Origin of the sequence: Serratia sp. Tan611 (assembly GCF_905188235.1) — a bacterium.
Taxonomy (GTDB): Bacteria; Pseudomonadota; Gammaproteobacteria; order Enterobacterales; family Enterobacteriaceae; genus Serratia_B; species Serratia_B rhizosphaerae.
In genome coordinates this window covers 4,498,862-4,520,388 of the sequence record NZ_LR994655.1, presented here as the reverse complement: position 1 = coordinate 4,520,388, position 21,527 = coordinate 4,498,862, and the positions used below count along the sequence as shown (strand labels likewise).

Below are 21,527 nucleotides of genomic sequence, written 5' to 3'. Positions count from 1 at the left end.
GGTTACTTCTTCTTCACCACGATGCTGTGGTCGTGATCGCAGTCATGCTGGCTGTCGCAGGCTTCCACCTCAACGCAGCCGGCGCACAGGCCGTGAGCTTCCACCACGCTGTGACGCAGCACAAAGCCGGATTCCTGCGCCAGCTTTTGCAGCGTCTCTTCCACGCCCTCCGTCGGGCGCTCGGTGACCTGGCCGCAGCGGTCGCAGATAAACAGCGCCGAGGTATGCATCGGTTCTTCGAAGTGGTGGCACAGCACGTAGCTGTTGGCCGACTCGACGCGGTGGATAAATCCCTGTTCCAGCAGAAAATCCAGCGCGCGGTATACCGTCGGCGGCTTGGCCTGCGGTTCCACGACGCGCAGCAGGTCGAGCAGATCGTAGGCGCTGATCGCACCGGGCTGCTGCGCCATCAGGCGTAACACTTCCAGCCGTTGTGGCGTCAGGCGCACATTGCGTTGCTGGCAGAGTCGTTCTGCCTGCGCGAGCAGCTTTTCCTGGTTGGTTGGGGTCATGGCGAATATCCCGGTACGTTAAAAATGCGATTTTACCATGCCTGCGGCAAATCACCGATAGCCGGTGGTTTTTCTTGTCGCTTCGACCACAAAAATAACCAATTTTCAGCAGGATAATGCCGCGCGCCGCGCCGGTTTCGCCTCGGCGACGGTTTACGTTATAATCAGCGATTACTTTTTTGTCCGCCTGATGCTGAATAGATACCGTAATGACCGATTCGTTAACACCAGAACACTCTCCGCTTGCCGACTCAAACGGCACTGAACGGCCGTTTAGCGCGAGCCGCTTTTCCATCGCGCCTATGCTCGATTGGACCGACCGTCATTGCCGTTATTTCCACCGCCTGCTGAGCAAAGAGACGCTGCTGTATACCGAAATGGTGACCACCGGCGCGATCATTCACGGCAAAGGGGATTATCTGGCGTACAGCGACGAGGAACACCCGCTGGCGCTGCAATTGGGCGGCAGCGATCCGGCGGCGCTGGCGCACTGCGCCAGACTGGCGGAACAGCGCGGCTATGATGAGATCAACCTGAACGTCGGCTGCCCGTCCGACCGGGTACAGAACGGTATGTTCGGCGCCTGCCTGATGGGGCAGGCCGCGCTGGTGGCGGACTGCGTTAAAGCGATGCGCGACGTGGTGTCGATTCCGGTAACGGTGAAAACCCGTATCGGCATTGACGATCAGGATAGCTACGCCTTCCTGTGCGATTTTATCGACACCGTCTCCGGCCGCGGCGAGTGCGAGACGTTTATCATCCATGCGCGTAAAGCCTGGTTGTCGGGCCTGAGCCCGAAAGAGAACCGCGAAGTGCCGCCGCTGGACTATCCGCGCGTTTATCAGCTCAAGCGCGACTTCCCGGCGCTGACCATCGCCATTAACGGCGGCGTCAAGTCGCTGGCCGAGGCGCAGCAGCACCTGCAGCACGTCGATGGCGTGATGATGGGACGCGAAGCCTACCAGAACCCGGGCATTCTGGCGCAGGTGGATCGCGAACTGTTTGGCTCGCAGGCGGCGGTGCGCGACAGCGTAGAGGTGGTGGAGGCGCTGTATCCGTACATCGAGCGCGAACTGGCGAACGGCACCTATCTGGGCCATATCACCCGCCATATTCTGGGCCTGTTCCAAGGGATTCCGGGGGCGCGCCAGTGGCGGCGCCACCTGAGTGAGAATGCCCATAAGGCGGGGGCCGACGTGCGCGTGGTGGAGCAGGCGCTCAGTCTGGTGCGTCAGCCGCGCAGTGAGGTGGCGTAATTCGCCGCTTATTACGCTAACTGTTGGTTATTTTCACCAGCTGCGTCGCGTCCTGCGGCGCAGCTTTCATTGCATTTCAACGGGTTGCCGATAGCATCAGGGTTGGCACGCTTCTTGTAATAACGTTGGCAGATGCCAGTTTTGCCAAGGAGCTTCCTTATCATGCTAGAAATTTTCTTTTTTATCGGCTTCGTGCTGATGCTGCTGGTCACCGGCGTTTCGCTGCTGGGTGTGTTGGCCGCGCTGCTGGTGGCCTCGGCCTTTATGCTGCTGGGCGGCCTGTTTGCGATGGTGATTAAGCTGTTGCCGTGGCTGATTCTGGCGGTGGTCGGCGTGTGGATTTATCGCTCGTTGCAAAAGCCGCAGATACGGCGCTATTGATTTTTGCTGATTTATCAGTCAGTCATGATGAAAACAACGTAATAAGTCAGAGAGGGAATGCGGCAGAGATCACACCTTAAGGGATAAAACGCCGTTGCGATGCGTTTAACGTTCTTTTTGCGTTTAGCGGCTGTTAGGATGTGCGCCATAGCAGTGAAGTGATGCTGACAATTTCATCACCGTGCGAGGCAGCCCTAATAATAATCGTGTTGCAACAGCAACCTCTGTCTCATGCGGACTCTGCTCTACCCTACAAAACGCAGTATCAGAAAGGGCTCCTGAGGGAGCCCTTTTCTGTTATCAGCCTGGAATCAGCAGGCTGGAGCCGCTGGTCTGACGGCTTTCCAACAGCTGGTGCGCGCGCTGCGCGTCGCCCAATGCGAATTTTTGCTCGTCGCTCACTTCAACCTTGATGGCGCCGCTGCCAATCAGCGCAAACAGCTCATTGCTGGCATATTCCAGTTCCGCACGGTTGGTGATGTAACCGTTAAGGGAAGGGCGGGTGACGTACAGCGAACCTTTCTGATTCAGCAGCGCCAGATCGACGCCGGTTACCGGCCCGGAGGCGTTGCCGAAGCTGACCATCAGGCCACGGCGCTTCAGGCTGTTGAGCGAAGCCTGCCAGGTGCTTTTGCCGACCGAATCATACACTACGCCGACTTTTTCGCCGTTGGTTAGTGCCGCCACGCGTTCGGCAATATCTTCCTGCTGATAGTTGATGGTAGCCCAGGCGCCGGCCTGCTGCGCCAGCGCCGCTTTTTCCGCCGAACCGACGCTGCCGATCAGCTTGGCGCCCAGCGCCTTCGCCCACTGACAGGCGATCAGCCCGACGCCGCCGGCGGCCGCGTGGAACAGGAAAGTTTCCCCCGGTTGCAGGTTATAGGTCTGCCGCAGCAGATAGTGCACGGTCAGGCCCTTGAGGAAGGAGGCCGCGCCCTGTTCAAAACTGATGTTGTCGGGCAGCAGCGCCACTTTTTCTTCCGGCACGTTGTGCACGTCGCTGTAGGCGCCCAGCGCCGCCTGCGCATACACCACACGGTCACCCGGCTTCAGCGCGCTGACGCCGGCGCCCACTTTGGTCACCACGCCGGCCGCTTCGGTGCCCAGACCGCTCGGCAGCGATGGCGGCGCGTATAAACCGCTGCGCACATAGGTATCGATGTAGTTGATACCTATGGCCCGGTTTTCAATCTGTACCTCGCCGGCGACCGGATCGAGCGGTGTAAAATCAACGTATTGCAAGACTTCCGGTCCGCCGGTGGCGGAAAACTGAATGCGCTTGGCCATGGCTCCTCCTCAGTGTGCGCTGTCGCCGTTAGATCCTAATGTTAGGACATAGCGATGGGTCATTAATGTATACCCGTCATACTGCAAGTTACAGCGGTGTCGGCTGCGCTCAGTCCCCGAATCACCGATCTGAGTCAGCGCATCGGGATTGCTTCCCTTGCCGCTTGCCTGTAACTGGAATTATTTAGGGTATATACTGCCGCGTTGTCACTTCATAACAGGTAATGCGTCCCCACTATGGCAGGAAAGAAACCCACCAACAAATCTAACGAGGCTCAGGCACCGCGCGATCGCCAAATGGAAGGGCTGAAGATGCCGCCGCATTCGCTGGAGGCGGAACAGTCCGTGTTGGGCGGTTTAATGCTGGATAACGAACGCTGGGACAACGTGGCGGAACGCGTGGTCGCCAACGACTTCTTCAGCCGTCCGCACCGCCTGATCTTTACCGAGATGCAGCGCCTGCTTGAAATGAGCAAGCCGATTGACCTTATCACCCTGTCCGAATCGCTGGAACAGCGGGGCGATCTGGATTCCGTCGGCGGCTTCGCCTATCTGGCCGAGCTGGCGAAAAACACCCCGAGCGCCGCCAACATCGGCGCCTATGCCGATATCGTGCGCGAGCGCGCGGTGGTGCGCGAGATGATCGCGGTGGCCAATGAGATCGCCGACGCCGGCTACGATCCGCAGGGGCGCACCAGCGAAGATCTACTCGATCTGGCTGAATCGCGGGTATTCCAGATTGCGGAAAACCGCGCCAGTAAGGACGAAGGGCCGAAAAGCGTCGATCAGATCCTGGAAGCCACCGTTTCCCGTATCGAATCGCTGTACCAGACGCCGCATGACGGCGTCACCGGGGTGGATACCGGCTATCAGGATCTGAATAAGAAAACCGCCGGCCTGCAGCGTTCGGATCTGATCATCGTGGCGGCGCGTCCGTCGATGGGTAAAACCACCTTTGCGATGAACCTGTGCGAAAACGCCGCAATGCTGCAGGACAAGCCGGTGCTGATCTTCAGCCTGGAGATGCCCGGCGAGCAGATCATGATGCGTATGCTGGCCTCGCTGTCGCGCGTCGATCAGACCCGTATCCGTACCGGCCAGTTGGACGATGAGGACTGGGCGCGCATTTCCAGCACCATGGGCATCCTGCTGGAGAAGCGCAATATGTATATCGACGACTCTTCCGGCCTGACGCCGACCGAGGTGCGCTCGCGCGCCCGCCGTATTTTCCGTGAAAACGACGGCCTGAGCCTGATCATGATCGACTACCTGCAGCTGATGCGCGTACCGTCGCTGTCGGACAACCGAACGTTGGAAATCGCCGAAATCTCGCGCTCGCTGAAGGCGCTGGCGAAGGAGCTGCAGGTGCCGGTGGTGGCGCTGTCGCAGCTGAACCGCTCCCTTGAGCAGCGCGCCGACAAACGCCCGGTCAACTCCGACCTGCGTGAATCCGGCTCCATCGAGCAGGATGCCGACCTTATCATGTTCATCTACCGTGATGAGGTGTATCACGAGAACAGCGATCTGAAAGGGATCGCCGAAATCATTATTGGTAAGCAGCGTAACGGCCCGATTGGCACCGTACGTCTGACCTTTAACGGCCAGTGGTCGCGCTTTGACAACTATGCCGGCCCGCAATATGACGATGAATAATTAATCCTCAGCTAAGGAACGGAAATGAAAGCGGCAACCGCTGTAATCGACCGCCGCGCTCTGCGACACAACCTGCAACAGGTACGCCGTCAGGCGCCGAACAGCCGCCTGATCGCGGTTGTGAAAGCAAACGCTTATGGACATGGCCTGCTGGAAACGGCCCACACCCTGCAAGACGCTGACAGCTACGGCGTCGCGCGCATCGGCGAAGCGCTGATGCTGCGCTCCGGCGGCATCGTCAAACCGATCCTGCTGCTGGAAGGCTTCTTCTGCGCGGACGATTTGCCCGTTCTGGCGGCAAATCATATCGAAACCGCGGTACACAGCATCGAACAGCTTGAGGCGCTGGAGCAGGCAACCCTGCCGCACCCGGTGACGGTATGGATGAAGCTGGATACCGGCATGCACCGGCTGGGCGTGCGCCCGGAGCAGGCGGAAGCGTTTTATCAGCGCCTGTGCGCCTGCCGTAACGTGGCGCAGCCGGTGAATATCATGAGCCATTTCAGCCGGGCGGATGAGCCGGAATCTGACGCGACGCTGCGGCAAATCGCCTGTTTTGAACAGTTTGCCCGCGGCAAGCCGGGGCAGCGCTCCATCGCCGCCTCCGGCGGCACGCTGCTGTGGCCGGATGCACATAACGAATGGGTGCGGCCGGGAATTATTTTGTACGGCGTCTCGCCGCTGGAAAGCGGCGACGGCAGCGCCTTCGACCTGCAGCCGGCAATGACGCTGAAATCCAGCCTGATCGCAGTGCGCGAGCATCGGGCCGGCGAGCCGGTCGGCTACGGCGGCAGTTGGGTCAGCGAGCGTGATACCCGCCTGGGCGTGGTGGCGATAGGGTACGGCGACGGCTACCCGCGCAGCGCGCCGAGCGGCACGCCGATCTGGCTGAACGGCCGCGAAGTGCCGATCGTCGGCCGGGTGTCGATGGATATGATCTCCGTCGATCTGGGGCCGAACGCCGGGGATAAAGTGGGTGATGAGGCGATACTGTGGGGCGCCGCACTGCCGGTGGAGCGCGTCGCCGCCGCGACCGGCATCAGCGCCTATGAGCTGATCACTAAACTGACCCAGCGCGTGGCGATGGAGTATATCGGCGACTGAGCCTGCCTATGCTGTCCCGCTCAGGGGAACTGAGCGGGATGGGGTCATACCATCAGCTCCACCGGGATCTCTGTCAGCGCCGTGCCGCTGATGCCGCTTTCCACCTGACGGAACACTTCCGTCATCATCGCGCCGACGTCCTGTTTCACCATCATGATATCGTCCCCCAGCATGGCGACGAACGGATCCCAGTCAAAACAGCCCATTGCCCGCCGCGGCTCGCCGCGCAGCATGCCCTGGCCGCTGAGAAAGCGAACCACGCCTTCCAGCGAAATGGTGGAGTTAACGAAAAACCCGCTCTGGGCGTCGCGGTGGCCGTGAAAATAGTTCTCCAGCGCCGCTTCCGCTTTTTCCGCCCGATAGCCGCACAGCAAAATATGCGTCTCGGGCACCGTCAGGCCGGCTTCCTGATGCGCGGCCAGAAAGCCTCGCAGGCGTTCCCGGGTATTGTGATCGCCGCCGCGGCCGCCGATAAACAGCAGCGGGGCATTTGCCGGACTGTGTTGCAGCAGCCGGCGGGTCAGCGCGCGGGCACCGTCGAAGTTGGCGGAAATCACCGACGGCGCGCGGCTGCCGGGCAGATCCAGATTCAGCGTGGGCACGCCGGCATTGGCGCAGATCTCGGCGATTCTGTCCGGATCGGTGGCGCCGGTGACGATCATGCAGTCAACCTGCCAGGAGAGCATGGTTTTGGCGGCTTCCGCCTCCAGCGCCGGATCGCGCCGGGTGCAGGTAATCACCGGGAACAGGCCGCGTTCGCGCGCCATCTCCTCGAATTTCTCGACAATCGAGCCGAAATAGCGGTTATCGTACTTCGGTACGATCATGCCGATGGTTTTGGAGCGCGCGCTGCGCAGCAGGCTGGCCTGTCGGTTGACCGCATAGCCTTGCTCCTCGGCAATCCGCGTCACCTTTTCCGCCAGGTTGGCGCTGATACGGCGTTTTTTCCAGCTGCCGTTCAGGATCGCGCTGACCGCGCTGGCGGATACGCCGCTGAGCGCAGCCAGATCGTAGATGGTGGTTTTCTTGTTTTTGCCGATCTCGCTCACAGATCCCAATCCTCTAATCACATTTCTTTTGCTGATTGCCGCCGATGATGATAATTAAGCTTCATCGATTGAGCAATGTGTTGCGCATCGTGCGCCAGATAGTCCGCCACGGTGGTATTGCGGCGGCACATCAGGGTAAATCGTTACCGGCTCAACAGTAAACATCAATATTTTCACTGTGTTAAATACGTCCTGCGCGCAGATGTCGCGCGCTCTGCGACCTGACAACGGTATAAGGATTATAAGATGAACGCTTCTGTCTTCTCTATGAATACTTCCCTGGCGGGCAAAGTCGCCGCCGTCACAGGCGCTGCGTCCGGTATCGGGCTGGAGTGCGCCAAAATCATGCTGCAGGCCGGCGCCAAAGTGGTGCTGATCGATCGCGATGCGGACAAACTGCACGAGGTGGTCGGCGAGCTGGGCGAGCAGGCGCTGCCGCTGCAGGTTGACCTGATGGACGGAGCCCAGGTGGACGGCATTCTGGCGCAGATCCTCAAACTGGCCGGCCGGCTGGACATTTTCCACGCCAACGCCGGCGCCTATATCGGCGGCGCGGTGGAAGAGGGCGACCCGGACGTGTGGGAGCGGGTGCTTAAGCTCAACACCAGCGCGGCGTTTCGCAGCGTGCGCGCCGTGCTGCCGCACCTGATCGCGCAGAAGTCCGGCGACATTATTTTTACCAGTTCCATCGCCGGCGTGGTGCCGGTGGTGTGGGAACCCATCTATACTGCTTCTAAATTCGCCGTGCAGGCGTTCGTCCACTCGACCCGCCGGCAGGTGGCGCAGCACGGCGTGCGCGTCGGCGCGGTGCTGCCCGGCCCGGTGGTGACCTCGCTGCTGGATGACTGGCCCAAAGAGAAAATGGAAGAAGCGCTGGCGAACGGCAGCCTGATGCAGCCGATTGAGGTCGCCGAGTCGGTGCTGTTTATGGTGACGCGCTCGCCGAACGTGACGGTGCGCGACCTGGTCATTCTGCCGAACAGCGTCGATCTCTGAGCCACTATTTAGCGAAAGGTAACCAGATATGAGCAGTAAAGCCAGATACCTGATTGGCGTTGACGTCGGTTCCGCCAGCGCGCGGGCGGGAGTGTTTGATGCAGACGGTAATCTGCTCGCCTCCGCCAAAAAGAACATTGCCACCTTTCACGCCAGCGGCCACCGGGTTGAACAGTCCGGCAATGATATCTGGCGCGCGGTGTGCCACTGTGTCAGGCGCGCGGTGACGCAGTCCGGCATTGAGCCGGCCGCGGTGGCGGGCATCGGCTTTGACGCCACCTGTTCGCTGGTGGTGGTCGGTGAGGAGGGCGTGCCGCTGGCGGTCAGCCCGGGTGGTGAGGCGGAGCGCAATATCATCGTCTGGATGGATCACCGCGCCGCACAACAGGCGGACGCCATCAACGCTACGGCGCATCCGGTGCTGAAATACGTCGGCGGGCGCATCTCGCCGGAAATGGAAATACCTAAGCTGCTGTGGCTGAAGCAGCATCACCCGGAAACCTTCACGCAGGCCTGGCAGTTCTTCGATCTGACGGACTATCTGACCTGGCGCTCTACCGGCGATCTGGCGCGTTCGCAGTGTACGGTCACCTGCAAGTGGAACTATCTGGCTCATGAAAACCGCTGGGATGCCGACTATTTCCATACCGTCGGCCTGCCCGAACTGGCGGAGGCGTCGTTCGGCCGCATCGGCCAGCTCATCGTGGAGCCGGGAACGCCGTGCGGGCAGGGGCTGTCGGCCCAGGCGGCCGAGGATATGGGGCTGCCGCAACATACGCCGGTGGCGGCCGGTATGATCGACGCGCACGCCGGCGGCATCGGCACGCTGGGGGTGGACGGCTCGCCGGAAGAGAAGCTGGCCTATGTGTTCGGCACCTCCTCCTGCACCATGACCTCCACCCGCACGCCGGCCTTCGTGCCGGGCGTCTGGGGGCCGTATTATGCGGCGATGGTGCCGGGCTTCTGGTTGAGCGAGGGCGGGCAGAGCGCGGCGGGCGCGGCGATTGATCGCCTGCTGGAGCTGCATCCGGCGTCGGCGCAGGTGAAGGGGCAGGCCGAGGCGGAAGGGTTGCCGCTGCCGGTTTATCTGGCGGATCTGGCGATGAACAGGTTCGATGCGCTGTCCGACGCGGTGCAGTGCGCCCGTGAGATGCACGTGGTGCCGGAGTTTGCCGGCAACCGGGCGCCGCTGGCGGATCCTTATGCTCGCGCGCTGATCTACGGCCTGGATATGGATCGCGATCTGGACAGTTTGATTGCGCTGTATATCGCCGGCGTGTGCAGCCTGGGCTACGGGCTGCGGCAGATCATCGATGCACAGCGTGAGAACGGCATTGCAACGCGTGATATCGTTATCAGCGGCGGCGCCGGCCAGCATCCGCTGGTGCGTCAGCTAATTGCCGACGCCTGCGGCTGCTCGGTGCTGGCGACCAAATCGGAGGAGCCGGTGCTGCTGGGCTCCGCTATTCTGGCCGCGGTTGCCGGCGGGCTGCGTGCCTCGGTGAGCGACGCCATGCAGGCGATGACCGCCCGCGAGTGCGAATATTCACCCAACGCGGCGTATGCGGCGCTGCATCGCCGCCGCTATCAGGCGTTCCAGCTGCTGCAGCAGACGGCGAAAAATATCCGCGAAGATCGCTACTAATACGCCGTCTTGCACATGGGCGGTGGGGACGTTATTTCTTCACCGCCAGCCACTTATCAATAATTTTCTGGTACTCGCCGCTGGCTTTGGTCAGGTGCAGCCACTGGTCGACGTACAGCTTCCAGCTTAAGTCGTCACGCGGCAGCATGTAGGCCTTCTCGCCGTACTGCATGGGCTTTTTCGGGTTAACGGCGCACAGCTTCGGGTAGCGCTTTTGCTGATACAGCGCTTCGGAGGCGTCGGTGATCATCACGTCGGCCTTGCGATCGACCAGCTGCTGGAAGATCCCCATATTGTCGTGCGACAGCGTCAGCTTCGCTTTCGGCAGGTGCGCGCGGGCGAAGGCCTCATTGGTGCCGCCGGCCGGTTCGATCACCCGCACCGACGGTTTGTTGATCTGGGCGATGGTGCGGTATTTCTTCACGTCGCTGCAGCGCACCAGCGGGATCTTGCCGTCGGTATCCAGTTTTTCCGCGAAGAAGGCCTGTTTTTGCCGCTCCAGCGTAACGGAGATACCGCCCATCGCGATATCGCACTTGCCGGCGTTAAAGTCCTGCATCAGGGTTTTCCAACTGGTTTTGACCCACTTCACCTCGGCACCGAGGCTTTTGGCCAGCGACTGGGCCATCTCGATATCGATGCCTTCATAGCCGCCTTTTTCCGGCAGAAAGGTGTAGGGCTTGTAATCGCCGGTGGTGCACACTTCCAGCTGCTTTTGCTGTGTCACCTTATCCAGGTGCGACTGGGCGCTGGCGCCGCCGGCGGCGAGCAGTAAGGCGAGAGGCGCTAATTTTTTCATCATTTTCCCTTTCTTATACATTCGTGGCTTTATGCGTCGGTTAGCCGTGGGTTGTGGTTGGTTTGCGTGAATTATCCGTTTTTTATGCCGCCGATAAACGGCGTCAGTCTGATTTGCTGCTACGCAACGCGCATTCTCTGACGCGGAACGATAACAACACGAAAAAAACTGATAGTCTGAACGTCAATATTTCTTAACACAGTTTACAGGTGGCTATGTACAACATTGACGATTTTGATATGAAAATCCTGACGCTGCTACAAGCCAACGGCCGACTGACCAACCAGGAACTGAGTGAGCTGGTGGGGCTGTCCGCGTCGCAGTGTTCCCGGCGGCGCATCAGCCTGGAGCAGGCGCAGCTGATCCGCGGCTACCATGCGCGGCTGGCCCCCGAGGCGGTGGGGTTGGGCATGGTCGGGCTGATTGAGGTGAGCCTGACCAACCACGGACCGGAACAGGTGGACAGTTTTCATTACATGCTGGAGCATACGGAAGCGGTGCTCGACGCCTATAAGACCACCGGCGACGCCGACTATCTGCTGAAAGTGGCCGTCGCCGATCTGGCCGCGCTGAGCGAGTTTATCAGCCAGACGCTACTGACCCACCACAGCGTGGCGCACGTCAAGACGGCGGTGGTGCTGAACCGCATTAAAGAAAACGGCCTGCTGCCGGTGGCGCGTTAAGCCCCCTGTTGCTGAGCATTTTTTACCGCGGTGGCCTGGCAAGGTAACCACACTTTTTATGGTGGATATTTCCCCGCGGATAGCGTCTATATTAGGTGCATTGGCGTGTGCGCATGCTGTCGGCGCGCCGGTCTCTGTACCTTAAAAATAACTAAAGCAAGGAGAACAACACCGTGTTCCAGAACGTTGATGCCTATGCCGGCGACCCGATACTGTCGCTGATGGAGAAGTTCAAACAGGATCCGCGCGAGCATAAGGTAAACCTGAGCATCGGCCTGTATTACAACGAGCAGGCGATTATCCCGCAGTTGCAGGCGGTCGCCGCCGCCGAGGCGCAGCTGAGCAGCGCCGATCACGGCGCCTCGCTGTATCTGCCGATGGAAGGCCTGCAGCCTTACCGCAGCGCTATCCAGCAGCTGCTGTTCGGCGCCGATCACCCGATGCTGCAGCAGGAGCGCATTGCAACGGTGCAGACCGTCGGCGGCTCCGGCGCGCTGAAGGTGGGGGCCGATTTCCTGCATTACTATTTCCCGAATTCGCAGGTGTGGGTCAGCGATCCGACCTGGGAAAACCACGTGGCGATTTTCAGCGGCGCCGGCTTCAAGGTGAATACCTACCCGTACTTCGACAGCGAAAGCCTGGGCGTACGTTTCGACGCTATGCTGAGCACGCTGAAAACGCTGCCGGCGCAGGGCATCGTGCTGCTGCACCCGTGCTGCCATAACCCGACCGGCTCCGATCTGACGCCGGCGCAGTGGGACGAGGTGGTGAAGGTGCTGGCCGAGCGCGAGCTGATCCCATTCCTCGACATCGCCTATCAGGGCTTCGGCGCCGGTATGGAGCAGGACGCCTACGCCATTCGCGCCATTGCCGCCGCAGGGCTGCCGTGCCTGGTGAGCAACTCGTTCTCGAAAATCTTCTCGCTGTACGGCGAGCGAGTGGGCGGGCTGTCCGTGGTGTGTGAGAGCAGCGAAGCCGCCGGCCGCGTGCTGGGCCAGCTGAAGGCGACCGTACGTCGCAACTACTCCAGCCCGCCGAACTTCGGCGCGCAGGTGGTGGCCAAGGTGCTGAACGACGCGCAGCTGAAGCAGCAGTGGCTGGATGAAGTAGAAAGCATGCGCGCCCGCATTCTGGAGATGCGACAGACGCTGGTGAATGCGCTGAAGAGCGCGCTGCCGCAGCGTAATTTCGATTACCTGCTGCAACAGCGCGGCATGTTCAGCTACACCGGCTTAAACGCGCAGCAGGTCGACCGCCTGCGTGAAGAGTTCGGCGTGTACCTGATCCACAGCGGCCGCATGTGCGTCGCCGGTCTGAACCACCGCAACGTGCATCAGGTGGCGGAAGCAATCGCCGCCGTGCAGTAAGTCATAAAATAGAACGGGGGCGATATCGCTATCGCCCCCGTCCCGTCAGCCGCGCCGCTATTTGTCGGCGCTGCCTTGCGCCATCTGCGGCGGCAGCTGCAGCAGGCTGCGTTTCTCCGCGACCTCATCCTTCGTTATGGCCGGCGCCGCATTGCCCCAGCTATTGCGGATGTAAGTCGTCACCGACGCCACCTGTTCGTCCGACAGCTTCCAGGCAAAGCTCGGCATCGCGCCGCTGGTGGGATTGCCCACGGTCACCGCGCCACGGCCGCCCTGCAGAACGGTGGTCACCAGCGATGCGGCGTCCGGCGCCATAATCGCCGGGTTGCCGGCCAGGCTGGTGGCCAGGTTCGGGATGCCTTTGCCGTCGCTGTTATGGCAGGCGGTACAGTTAGCGGCATAGACGTTGGCGCCCATCTTCATCTGTGCGCTGTCTGCGGCCAGCGGTGCCGGTTTTTGCCGATCCGATCCCGGCTGGGATTTAAGATACACGGCGATGGCGCGCAGGTCCTGCTCCGTCAGGTGCTGGGTAGAGTTGCTGACCGCCTCCGCCATCGGGCCGGAGGCGACGGCGACGTGGTTGCTGCCCAGCCTGAGGTAGTCCACCACCTGATCTTCCGTCCACTCGCCGATGCCGGTGTAGCGGTTGCCGGTGATTTCCGGCGCGTACCACTCGCCCAGATTGCCGCCCTGCAGATAGGCGGAGGTATCCCCGCCGATGAGGTTCTTCGGCGTGTGGCAGGCCGCGCAGTGCTCCAGTCCCTGCACCAGATAGGCGCCGCGGTTCCACTGTGCCGACTGGCCGGCATCCGGCGTAAAGCCGCTGTTGTCGAAGAACAACAGGTTCCAGCCCATCATCGCCAGACGAATGTTGTACGGGAACGGCAGCCGGGTTTCCGGCACCTTGTTTTTCACCGGCTTGACCGAACGCATATACAGCCACAGGTCGTGCATATCGGCGTCGCTGACTTTGATATAGGCGTTGTACGGCATCGCCGGGTAGAGGTTTTCCCCCTGTTTGCCCTTGCCGTGGCGCACCGCGCGGAAAAAGTCGCGTTCGCTCCAACTGCCGATACCGTCTTCAACGTCCGGGGTGATGTTGCTGGCGTAAATACCGCCGAAAGGCGTGTCGATCCGATAGCCGCCGGAGAACGGCTGCTTGCTGCCCGGCGCGGTATGGCAGGCCACGCAGTCGCCGGCAATTGCCACGTATTTGCCGCGTATAACCGCCTGCGCATCCGCCGCGGACGGCGGCTGGCTGGTCAGCGTCCGGTCGTCCGCCACGTTATCGGCGCTGGCATCGCCGTTTTTCCACAGTAGCCCAACCACCACGGCGGCGGCGACCACGGCGATCCCGCCTGCAATTTTGATTTTTTTCATCTCACACCTTTACCAGCGGGCCGGGGTTTTTGACGTACTGTTCGATAATCGCTTTCGCCGTCCACAGGCTCAGCGCGCCGATGGTGCCCGTCGGGTTGTAACCGGCGTTGTTAGGGAAGGAGGAAGCGCCCAGCACGAACAGGTTATGCATGTCCCAGCACTGCTGATAGCGGTTCAGCACGCTGGTTTTCGGATCGCTTCCCATTACCGCGCCGCCGATGGTGTGATCGCTGGCGAGGTTGTACGGCGAGTAACGGCCGGAGGCAGAGTTGGTGCCGATGACGATCTTGGCGCCCATCGCCTTGCCCAGCTCCACACTTTTCTCTTCGATAAAGCGGGCGGTGCGGCGGTCGTTTTCGTTGTAGTCAAAGGTGACGCGCAGCAGCGGGTTGCCGTTATCGTCCGTGTATTCCGGATCCAGATCGAGGTAGTAATCTTCGTGCGAGTAGCTGGTGCCCTGGCCGAAGATAAAGGAGCCGTTCTGGAAGGCGTGGGTGTAAGCTTTTTTCCATGCCTTGCCCCAGCGTGGCGTGCCGGGCGGCAGCGCGTCGGCATTGCCGATCGGGCGTGCGCCGCGGGCGACCACCAACAGGCCGGCGCCGCCGATAAAGCCCAGTCCGCTGTGGTCGAAATTATCGCCGTTATAGTCATCCACCTGCTGCGACAGCGCGCCGGCGCCGATAAACGGGTTAAGGTTTTCGTCTTCGAAGAACAAATTGGCGCCGGCCACCGTCTGGAAGCTGTAGGCGCGGCCGACCACGCCGGTTTTACTGACGGGATCGTAAGGCTGGCCGATTTTCGACAGCAGCAGCAGGCGCACGTTCTGCATCTGGAACGCCGACAGCACTACGATATCGGCTGGCTGTTCCCACTCTTTTTTATTGCGGTCCAGATAGGTGACGCCGGTGGCGGTTTTGCCGTCAGCGGCCTTGTTGACCCGCACCACCGCCGAGTCGGTAAGCACGGTAAAGTTCTCGCGCTGCATCAGGGCCGGCACCACGCAGGCGTTGGGGCTGGATTTGGAGAAGTTGCCGCAGCCGTAGTACAGGCAGTAGCCGCAGTAGGTGCAGGGACCCATGCGTACCCCCAGCGGGTTGACGTAGGCGCGGGAGGTCTGGCCCGCCGGCACCATAAACGGGTTCAGCCCCAGCGACGTGGCCGCATCGCGGAACAGGTCGGTCAGGCGCAGTCCTTCCAGCGGCGGCAGCGGGTATTCGCTGCTGCGGTTGCCTTCAAACGGGTTGCCGCCCGGGATAATTTCGCCGTTCAGCTTGCCGGCCTTGCCGGAGACGCCGGCGATCTTCTCGAAGCGGTCGTAGAACGGCTCCAGCTCGTCATAGGTAACGCCCCAGTCCTGCAGAATCAGACCGTCGGCGATCTGCTGTTTGCCGTAGCGCTCGACGGTCTGGGTGTACGGCTGCAGGTCGAACGGCGTAAAGCGCCAGGCCATGCCCGCCCAGTGGGTGCCTGAACCGCCCACGTTATACCCCAGCTCGTTCAGGTTCCAGTCGCGGGTCGGCAGCGCTTTTTCGCTGCGGTGGTTGCGGAAGGTGGTGGTTTCCACCGCAGGCGGCAGCAGCATGCTGCGGCGGGTATCCCAGCGCAGTTCATCGGTATCGATGGAGGGTGGAAAATCGGTGGCGGTTTCAAACCAGGGGCCGCGTTCGATGGCGACGACGTTTAATCCGGCGCGGGTCAGCTCTTCGGCGATCAAAGAACCGCACCATCCCAGGCCGACGATAACCACATCGGCTTTTGGACGTACATTTTTCATAGTTGGACTCACAATTGCTCGGCGCGACAGCGGCGCGGGATCAAAGCGTGTTATCGATTAAACTGGTGGGGATGATGTTCAGCTTTTGCCCTTTCTTACCGAGCAGATCGCGGAAGTCATAGCGCGCGCCCGGGAAACCAATCATTTTCCAGCTGGTCATGTCTTTATTGCCGCCGTAAATCGGATCGGCCAGGAAGCCTTCGCGTACGTTTTGCAGCAGCAGCTCAAACAGCACCTTGGTTTCCACCTGCGGGCCGAGATCGTAGCGGTCGGCCTCCATGGCGTGCAGGATGCGCTCCTGCTGCTGTTGGTCGAGGGCGATAAAGTCCTTACCGAACTGCGCCCGGGTGGCGCTATCCAGCGCCGCCAGGCCCTGGCGGTAACGCTGTGCCGGCGTCAGCGGCGACTGCGGCCCCTGCTGCGGGGTGCCTTTGACAAAACGTCCCAGCCGGTAGAGAGCGACGGCGTTGCCGTAGTCGCCCGCCAGCTGACGGTCGATAAAGGTGGCGCAGCCGGCCTCTTTGCCGCCGAGGCTCAGTTCATCGGCCGGAATAAAGCGCTCGGCGATGATGGCGACGGTATCGAATTCATGCTGCGTGAAGTACTGCAGGCCGCCTTGGCGCGGCGGCGCTGGTGGCGTGTTGATGTCGCCGGGGTTCCAGGGTTGCCCGCCGTTGATGACGTCGGCCTGTGCCGTAGGCAACGACGAAGCCACCCCCAGCGCGACCACTGAGGTGAGAAATTCTCTGCGTTTCATAAATTCCCTGCCGATTAATTGCTCAAAAACTATTTTTTTATTTTTTTCACGTTTCACGTCCGCGCCATGAACGGGGGACGCGCCCAGCGCTGTTTTTTACATGCGAATAAAGAAATTAATAAAGTGTTAACAACGCGGCGAGAATAATTTCTTCCGTGTCGGCAGGGAAGGTTTTCGTTGATGGTTTTCCATCATCGGCCCGGTTTCTTTCCCGCTTTTGGCTTCCTATAGTGAGTTCACGTTGTCCTGACAGCACGCCGTCCCGCTCATCAAACACACGAGGAGAGCCTTATGTTTCCCACCGCCTTACCTCAGCCGACGCGGCTGGCGCCTGAAAGCATTCCCGTTCTGCGCTGGGGGATTATCGGCCCCGGCTGGATTGCCGACCATTTCGCTGCGGCGCTGCGCGGCCAGACCCGGCAGCAGCTGGTGGCCGTGGCGGGACGCAGCGCCGAGAAAACGGCGGCGTTCGCCGCGCGCTGGGATATTCCCCAGACCTGTCAGAGCCTTGGCGAGATGCTGGCGCTGAACCAGCTGGATGTGGTTTACGTCGCCACGCCGCACAACCATCACTTTCCTGACGCCATGCGGGTGCTGCAGGCCGGTAAACACGCGCTGATTGAAAAGCCGCTGGCGCTTAACGCCCGTGAGGGGCGGGCGCTGCGGGATGAAGCGCGGGCGCGTGGCCTTTTCTGTCTGGAGGGGATGTGGTGCGACTTTACGCCGAAATATGATGTGCTGCGCCAGCTGCTGGCCAACGGCGATCTGGGGGAGCTGCACACCCTGATTGCCGATCACGGCGAGTTCTTCACCCCGGAACACCGTATTTTTAATGCCGACCTGGCCGGTGGTCCGATGCTGGATCTGGGCAGTTACCTGATATCATTCAGCATCGGCATTGCCGGCGATGTGCCGGAGGCGATCGTCGCGTACGGGCAGCCCGCGCCGGGCGGGGTAAACGGCCAGGCGTCAATGCTGTTTAACCACGGCAACGGCATGCAGGCGGTGCTGAATACCACGCTGTTCAGCCATACCTCCGGCGCGGCGACGATCGCCGGGCGCGACGCCACGCTGTATCTGGACGGGCAGTTTTACGCACCCGGCGACTTCACACTGCAGTCCAGCCAGGGCAACCGACGGCTGCATTGGCAGGACCGGGGCGGACGCTATGTACAACTGAGTTATGAAATTGAGCACGCGGCATGGTGCATCGGACAGGGGCTGACGGAGTCGCCGGTGCGCCCGCTGGATACCTCGCTGATGACGCTGCGCACGATGGATGAAGTGCGCCGCCAGCTGGGTATCGTCTTTAACGAAGAGCGCGCGGCGGCACGGCTGGCTTAGCCCGCCGCGCGGGGAGCAGAGATGAAGAAGTTAACCATCGGCAGGCTGGCGCAGCTGGCCGGCGTCGGCGTGGCGACGGTGGATCGGGTGCTGAATGAACGCGGCGGCGTAGCGCCGGAGACGGCGCGCAAGGTATTGCTGGCCGCGCGCGAGCACGGTTTTAACCGGGTATTGCCCGAGGCGTACCAGCACCCCTGGCGCATCGAGGTGATTCTGAGCGGCAACGGCTCATTTTTTTTCAAAAAACTCGATAACAGTTTCAGCGAACTGGCCGGCGCGCTCGGCTACCGCCGGGTGACGCTGCACCGGACGTTTATCTCTGAATCCCACCCGGTCAGGCTGGCCGAGCATATCATGGCGTGCAGCCGTCAACGGGACGGCATTATCGTGTTTGCGCACGACCACCCTGCGGTCTATGCGGCGCTGGCCGACTGCCGGGCGCGGGATATTCCGGTGATCACCATCGTGACCGATCTGCCGCATGCCGAGCGCCTGTGCCACGTCGGCGTCAATCAGCTGCAGGCGGGCCGCACCGCCGGTTTGCTGATGGGGCGCACCCTGAAGGCGCCGGGCGAGGTGGTGATGGTCAGCGGCCGCAGCGACTACAGCGCGCACCGCCAGCGCATTGAGGGCTTCCGGGCGGTGCTGCGCCAGCGCTTCCCGCAGATTGACCTGAAAGAGGTGCTGGTGGGGCGTGACGAACGCCATACCATCCGGCGTCTGCTGACGGAAACGCTGAACAAAAACGGCCATATCGTCGGGCTGTATAACACCGGTTCCGGCAACACTGAAATCAGCGCCGAGCTGGCGAAGCACCGGCTGCTGGGAGAGTGCGTCTATATCACCCATGAGCTGTACAGCCTGACGCGCCGGCTGTTGGATAACGACAGCCTGTCTTATGTGATCGACCAGGATGCCCGCCAGCATGCGCAGCTGGCGATCGACCTGATGCTGGGCCAGCTGGGAGGCGGCGACGCCGTCGACATGTACCAGAGCGGCAAGGTAGATTTTAAAATCTTCACCGCAGAAAATTGCGAGTAGGGCGTACGTCCCCGGCGTGAAAAGCGTGGTATCTCCCTCAATTCCTTCTATGCTCAAAATGTAGCCAGTATTCTTGACGGCGGCTGCGCCGCTTCGCCACGGACGCGCGGCGCAGCACGCCGGACGACGGACATTTATCGAGGGACTAACTCCATGAATTCTTCAGCATTATTGCAATATTGCATGGCGAAACCGGGCGCGCAGCAGAGCGACCAGAATCAGTGGCAGGCCAGCCAGGTGAAGGTCGGCGAGGTGATGTTCGCCATGGTGTGGGAGATTGAGGGCCGCCCGGCGCTGGCGGTGAAATCCAGCCCGGAGCAGGCGGAAAATCTGCGTGAGCTGCATCCGGAAATTGTCCCCTGCGAGCATCTGAACAAGGCGCACTGGAATGCGGTCTATCTGGACGGCGGCCTGCCGGACTCGCAGTTTTATACCCTGATTGACGGTTCGTACCAGCTGGTGCTGTCGGGGCTGCCAGAGCAGGTGCGCCAGGGGCTGCAGGCCTGACTACGGCCATTTTCCCATGTACGCCTCTTCAACGGCCTTCAGGCGAAGGTGTGATCGTTAACACACATTGGGAACGTTCCCTTTCTCATCATCGACGCAAGCGTCTAGGCTGATGGCCGTAGAGCGAATCGCAAAAGGGAGCGTCTGATGGCTACAAGTGAAGAAAAATGCAAGATGATCGCCGGTGAACTGTATGACGCCGGCGATGAGCTGCTGCGCAGTGAACGCCTGCGGGCGCGCCAACTGCTGCATCAGTACAACCATTGCGCACCTCAGGAGGGCGAGCAGCGCAGGCAGTGGCTGACGCAGCTGCTGGGGCAGTATCAGGGCGGCACCATCGAACCCAGCTTCCGCTGCGACTATGGTTACAACATCTATCTGGGAAAAAATTTTTACGCCAACTTCGACTGCGTGATGCTGGACGTCTGCGAGGTGCGCATCGGCGATAACTGCATGTTGGCGCCGGGCGTGCACATCTATACCGCGACGCACCCGCTGGATGCGGCAAGCCGCGTCGGCGGCGCCGAGTACGGCAAACCGGTGACCATCGGTGATAACGTGTGGATCGGCGGACGGGCGGTGATCAACCCCGGTGTGGCCATCGGCGATAATGCGGTGATTGCCTCAGGCGCGGTGGTGACCAAAGACGTGCCGGCCAACTGCGTGGTGGGCGGTAATCCGGCGCGTATCCTGAAGCGGCTGTAAAAGTCGGGCGCCGCAGCGGGCGCCCGTGGTGCGCTTAGGCGCGCAGCGAGTCGATGTCCACCACAAAGCGGTATTTCACATCGCTTTTCAGCATGCGCTCATAGGCTTGGTTGATCTGCTGCATCGGAATCAGCTCGATATCCGAGGTGATGCCGTGCTGACCGCAGAAATCCAGCATCTCCTGAGTTTCCGCAATGCCGCCGATCAGCGAGCCGGCGATGCGGCGGCGCTTCAGAATCAGGTTAAACACCTGCGGTGACGGATGATCGTGTTCCGGCGCGCCGACCAGCGTCAGCGTGCCGTCGCGGCGCAGCAGGTCGAGGAACGGGTTCAGATCGTGCTGAGCCGCCACCGTATTGAGGATAAAGTCGAAGCTGTTGGTATGCTGCGCCATCTCCTCCGGGTTGCGGGAAATCACCACTTCATGAGCTCCCAGGCGTTTGGCGTCTTCGATTTTCGACGGCGAGGTGGTGAACAGCACCACATGCGCGCCCATGGCCCGCGCCAGTTTCACCCCCATATGCCCCAGCCCGCCGAGACCGACGATGCCGACCTTTTTACCCGGGCCGACGCCCCACTGGCGCAGCGGCGAATAGGTGGTGATACCGGCGCACAGCAGCGGCGCGACGCCGGCCGGATCGAGGTTGTCCGGCACCCGCAGCACAAAGTCCTGATCCACCACCATATCGGTGGAGTAGCCGCCGTAGGTGACGGCGCCGGTCTGGCGATCCTGGCCGTTATAGGTGCCGGTAAAACCGTTTTCGCAATACTGCTCCAGCCCTTCCTCGCAGCTTGGACAGCTGCGGCAGGAGTCGACCATGCAGCCGACGCCGACCAGATCGCCGATCTGATAGGTGGTCACGCCGCTGCCGACGGCGCTGACGCGGCCGACGACCTCATGGCCCGGCACCACCGGATAGAGGGTGTTATTCCATTCGTTGCGCGCCTGGTGCAGATCGGAATGGCAGACGCCGCAAAACAGCACCTTGATTTGGACATCGTGTTCGCGCAGCGTGCGCGGTGAGTAATCGAAAGGCACGAGCGCAGACTGCGCGTCATGCGCGGCATAGGCATGCGTAATATTCATGGTTACTCCAGTTATCAATCAGTGCAAAAGGTGTTTTTTCCGGCAGCAGAATGCCGGTGAGGTGCGGCCTGAGTGATGAGGCGGCCGCTGAGGGAAGGTTGATAATAAGTGCTGCGCCGGGGGAGGTAAATGCCTGATAGTGTTGGAATCTTGCCTGTTTCTGTTCAATGTTCGTACGGCGGGCGGTCTGCGTGACCACC

The 21,527-nt window shown here is 61.2% G+C and carries 20 protein-coding genes; 12 read left to right on the top strand and 8 right to left on the bottom strand.

Annotated features, from left to right (window positions below):
- Nucleotides 1-2: 2 nt before the first annotated feature.
- Nucleotides 3-512 carry a zinc uptake transcriptional repressor Zur gene (gene zur / locus TAN611_RS21310; protein WP_105232834.1) on the bottom strand — a complete coding sequence of 170 codons (510 nt, stop codon included), beginning with the start codon at nucleotides 510-512 and terminating at the stop codon, nucleotides 3-5.
- 302 nt (nucleotides 513-814) lie between these two features.
- On the opposite strand from zur, the gene dusA reads away from it, so the two are divergent.
- Together dusA and pspG are read left to right on the top strand one after the other, a co-directional pair.
- Nucleotides 815-1,768 (top strand): tRNA dihydrouridine(20/20a) synthase DusA, encoded by a 954-nt coding sequence (gene dusA / locus TAN611_RS21305; protein ID WP_232251698.1) that lies wholly within the window; start codon nucleotides 815-817, stop codon nucleotides 1,766-1,768.
- A gap of 162 nt (nucleotides 1,769-1,930) precedes the next feature.
- The gene (pspG, locus tag TAN611_RS21300; RefSeq protein WP_105232832.1) at nucleotides 1,931-2,149 is read left to right on the top strand and encodes an envelope stress response protein PspG; all 219 of its coding nucleotides are present in this window, start codon (nucleotides 1,931-1,933) and stop codon (nucleotides 2,147-2,149) included.
- Nucleotides 2,150-2,449: 300 nt separating this feature from the next.
- Here the strand turns inward: pspG and TAN611_RS21295 are convergent, their stop codons facing one another.
- A complete protein-coding gene (locus tag TAN611_RS21295) occupies nucleotides 2,450-3,436 on the bottom strand; it encodes a quinone oxidoreductase (protein ID WP_203066980.1) in 987 nt (328 codons plus the stop codon).
- A gap of 237 nt (nucleotides 3,437-3,673) precedes the next feature.
- On the opposite strand from TAN611_RS21295, the gene dnaB reads away from it, so the two are divergent.
- On the top strand, nucleotides 3,674-5,089 hold the full coding sequence (dnaB, locus tag TAN611_RS21290) for a replicative DNA helicase (RefSeq protein WP_105232830.1): 1,416 nt from the start codon (nucleotides 3,674-3,676) through the stop codon (nucleotides 5,087-5,089).
- A gap of 24 nt (nucleotides 5,090-5,113) precedes the next feature.
- Nucleotides 5,114-6,193, top strand: coding sequence for an alanine racemase (gene alr / locus TAN611_RS21285; protein WP_105232829.1), 1,080 nt, complete (start codon nucleotides 5,114-5,116; stop codon nucleotides 6,191-6,193).
- A gap of 44 nt (nucleotides 6,194-6,237) precedes the next feature.
- Here the strand turns inward: alr and TAN611_RS21280 are convergent, their stop codons facing one another.
- The gene (locus TAN611_RS21280) at nucleotides 6,238-7,242 is read right to left on the bottom strand and encodes a substrate-binding domain-containing protein (RefSeq protein WP_105232828.1); all 1,005 of its coding nucleotides are present in this window, start codon (nucleotides 7,240-7,242) and stop codon (nucleotides 6,238-6,240) included.
- Between the two features lie 246 nt (nucleotides 7,243-7,488).
- Here TAN611_RS21280 and TAN611_RS21275 point away from each other — a divergent pair, with 246 nt between their 5' ends.
- On the top strand, nucleotides 7,489-8,238 hold the full coding sequence (locus tag TAN611_RS21275; RefSeq protein ID WP_172606245.1) for an SDR family oxidoreductase: 750 nt from the start codon (nucleotides 7,489-7,491) through the stop codon (nucleotides 8,236-8,238).
- A gap of 28 nt (nucleotides 8,239-8,266) precedes the next feature.
- Complete coding sequence (locus TAN611_RS21270) at nucleotides 8,267-9,883, top strand: FGGY-family carbohydrate kinase (RefSeq protein WP_203066979.1); 1,617 nt, start codon at nucleotides 8,267-8,269, stop codon at nucleotides 9,881-9,883.
- A 31-nt stretch (nucleotides 9,884-9,914) separates the two neighbouring features.
- Here the strand turns inward: TAN611_RS21270 and TAN611_RS21265 are convergent, their stop codons facing one another.
- Entirely contained in the window at nucleotides 9,915-10,682 is a 768-nt protein-coding gene (locus TAN611_RS21265) for a transporter substrate-binding domain-containing protein (protein WP_105233535.1), read from the bottom strand.
- 215 nt (nucleotides 10,683-10,897) lie between these two features.
- Between TAN611_RS21265 and TAN611_RS21260 the strand changes: the two genes are divergently transcribed.
- Nucleotides 10,898-11,365 (top strand): Lrp/AsnC family transcriptional regulator, encoded by a 468-nt coding sequence (locus tag TAN611_RS21260; RefSeq protein ID WP_015962077.1) that lies wholly within the window; start codon nucleotides 10,898-10,900, stop codon nucleotides 11,363-11,365.
- Nucleotides 11,366-11,538: 173 nt separating this feature from the next.
- Nucleotides 11,539-12,732 (top strand): amino acid aminotransferase, encoded by a 1,194-nt coding sequence (locus TAN611_RS21255; protein ID WP_105232825.1) that lies wholly within the window; start codon nucleotides 11,539-11,541, stop codon nucleotides 12,730-12,732.
- A gap of 57 nt (nucleotides 12,733-12,789) precedes the next feature.
- Here the strand turns inward: TAN611_RS21255 and TAN611_RS21250 are convergent, their stop codons facing one another.
- From TAN611_RS21250 to TAN611_RS21240, 3 genes are read right to left on the bottom strand one after another with little or no spacing between them, the layout of a single operon-like run.
- Nucleotides 12,790-14,112, bottom strand: a complete 1,323-nt coding sequence (locus tag TAN611_RS21250; RefSeq protein ID WP_203066978.1) for a c-type cytochrome — start codon at nucleotides 14,110-14,112, stop codon at nucleotides 12,790-12,792.
- A 1-nt stretch (nucleotide 14,113) separates the two neighbouring features.
- On the bottom strand, nucleotides 14,114-15,886 hold the full coding sequence (locus tag TAN611_RS21245) for a GMC family oxidoreductase (protein WP_187043970.1): 1,773 nt from the start codon (nucleotides 15,884-15,886) through the stop codon (nucleotides 14,114-14,116).
- Nucleotides 15,887-15,926: 40 nt separating this feature from the next.
- Nucleotides 15,927-16,643 (bottom strand): gluconate 2-dehydrogenase subunit 3 family protein, encoded by a 717-nt coding sequence (locus tag TAN611_RS21240; protein ID WP_111738006.1) that lies wholly within the window; start codon nucleotides 16,641-16,643, stop codon nucleotides 15,927-15,929.
- Nucleotides 16,644-16,934: 291 nt separating this feature from the next.
- Between TAN611_RS21240 and TAN611_RS21230 the strand changes: the two genes are divergently transcribed.
- From TAN611_RS21230 to maa, 4 genes are all read left to right on the top strand, one after another.
- Complete coding sequence (locus TAN611_RS21230) at nucleotides 16,935-17,987, top strand: Gfo/Idh/MocA family protein (RefSeq protein ID WP_203066977.1); 1,053 nt, start codon at nucleotides 16,935-16,937, stop codon at nucleotides 17,985-17,987.
- A gap of 21 nt (nucleotides 17,988-18,008) precedes the next feature.
- Nucleotides 18,009-19,028 (top strand): LacI family DNA-binding transcriptional regulator, encoded by a 1,020-nt coding sequence (locus TAN611_RS21225; protein ID WP_203066976.1) that lies wholly within the window; start codon nucleotides 18,009-18,011, stop codon nucleotides 19,026-19,028.
- A gap of 153 nt (nucleotides 19,029-19,181) precedes the next feature.
- Complete coding sequence (locus TAN611_RS21220) at nucleotides 19,182-19,535, top strand: MmcQ/YjbR family DNA-binding protein (RefSeq protein WP_015962070.1); 354 nt, start codon at nucleotides 19,182-19,184, stop codon at nucleotides 19,533-19,535.
- A gap of 147 nt (nucleotides 19,536-19,682) precedes the next feature.
- On the top strand, nucleotides 19,683-20,240 hold the full coding sequence (gene maa / locus TAN611_RS21215; protein WP_105232819.1) for a maltose O-acetyltransferase: 558 nt from the start codon (nucleotides 19,683-19,685) through the stop codon (nucleotides 20,238-20,240).
- Between the two features lie 34 nt (nucleotides 20,241-20,274).
- Here the strand turns inward: maa and TAN611_RS21210 are convergent, their stop codons facing one another.
- Nucleotides 20,275-21,327 (bottom strand): NAD(P)-dependent alcohol dehydrogenase, encoded by a 1,053-nt coding sequence (locus tag TAN611_RS21210; RefSeq protein WP_111736278.1) that lies wholly within the window; start codon nucleotides 21,325-21,327, stop codon nucleotides 20,275-20,277.
- Nucleotides 21,328-21,527 lie beyond the last annotated feature (200 nt).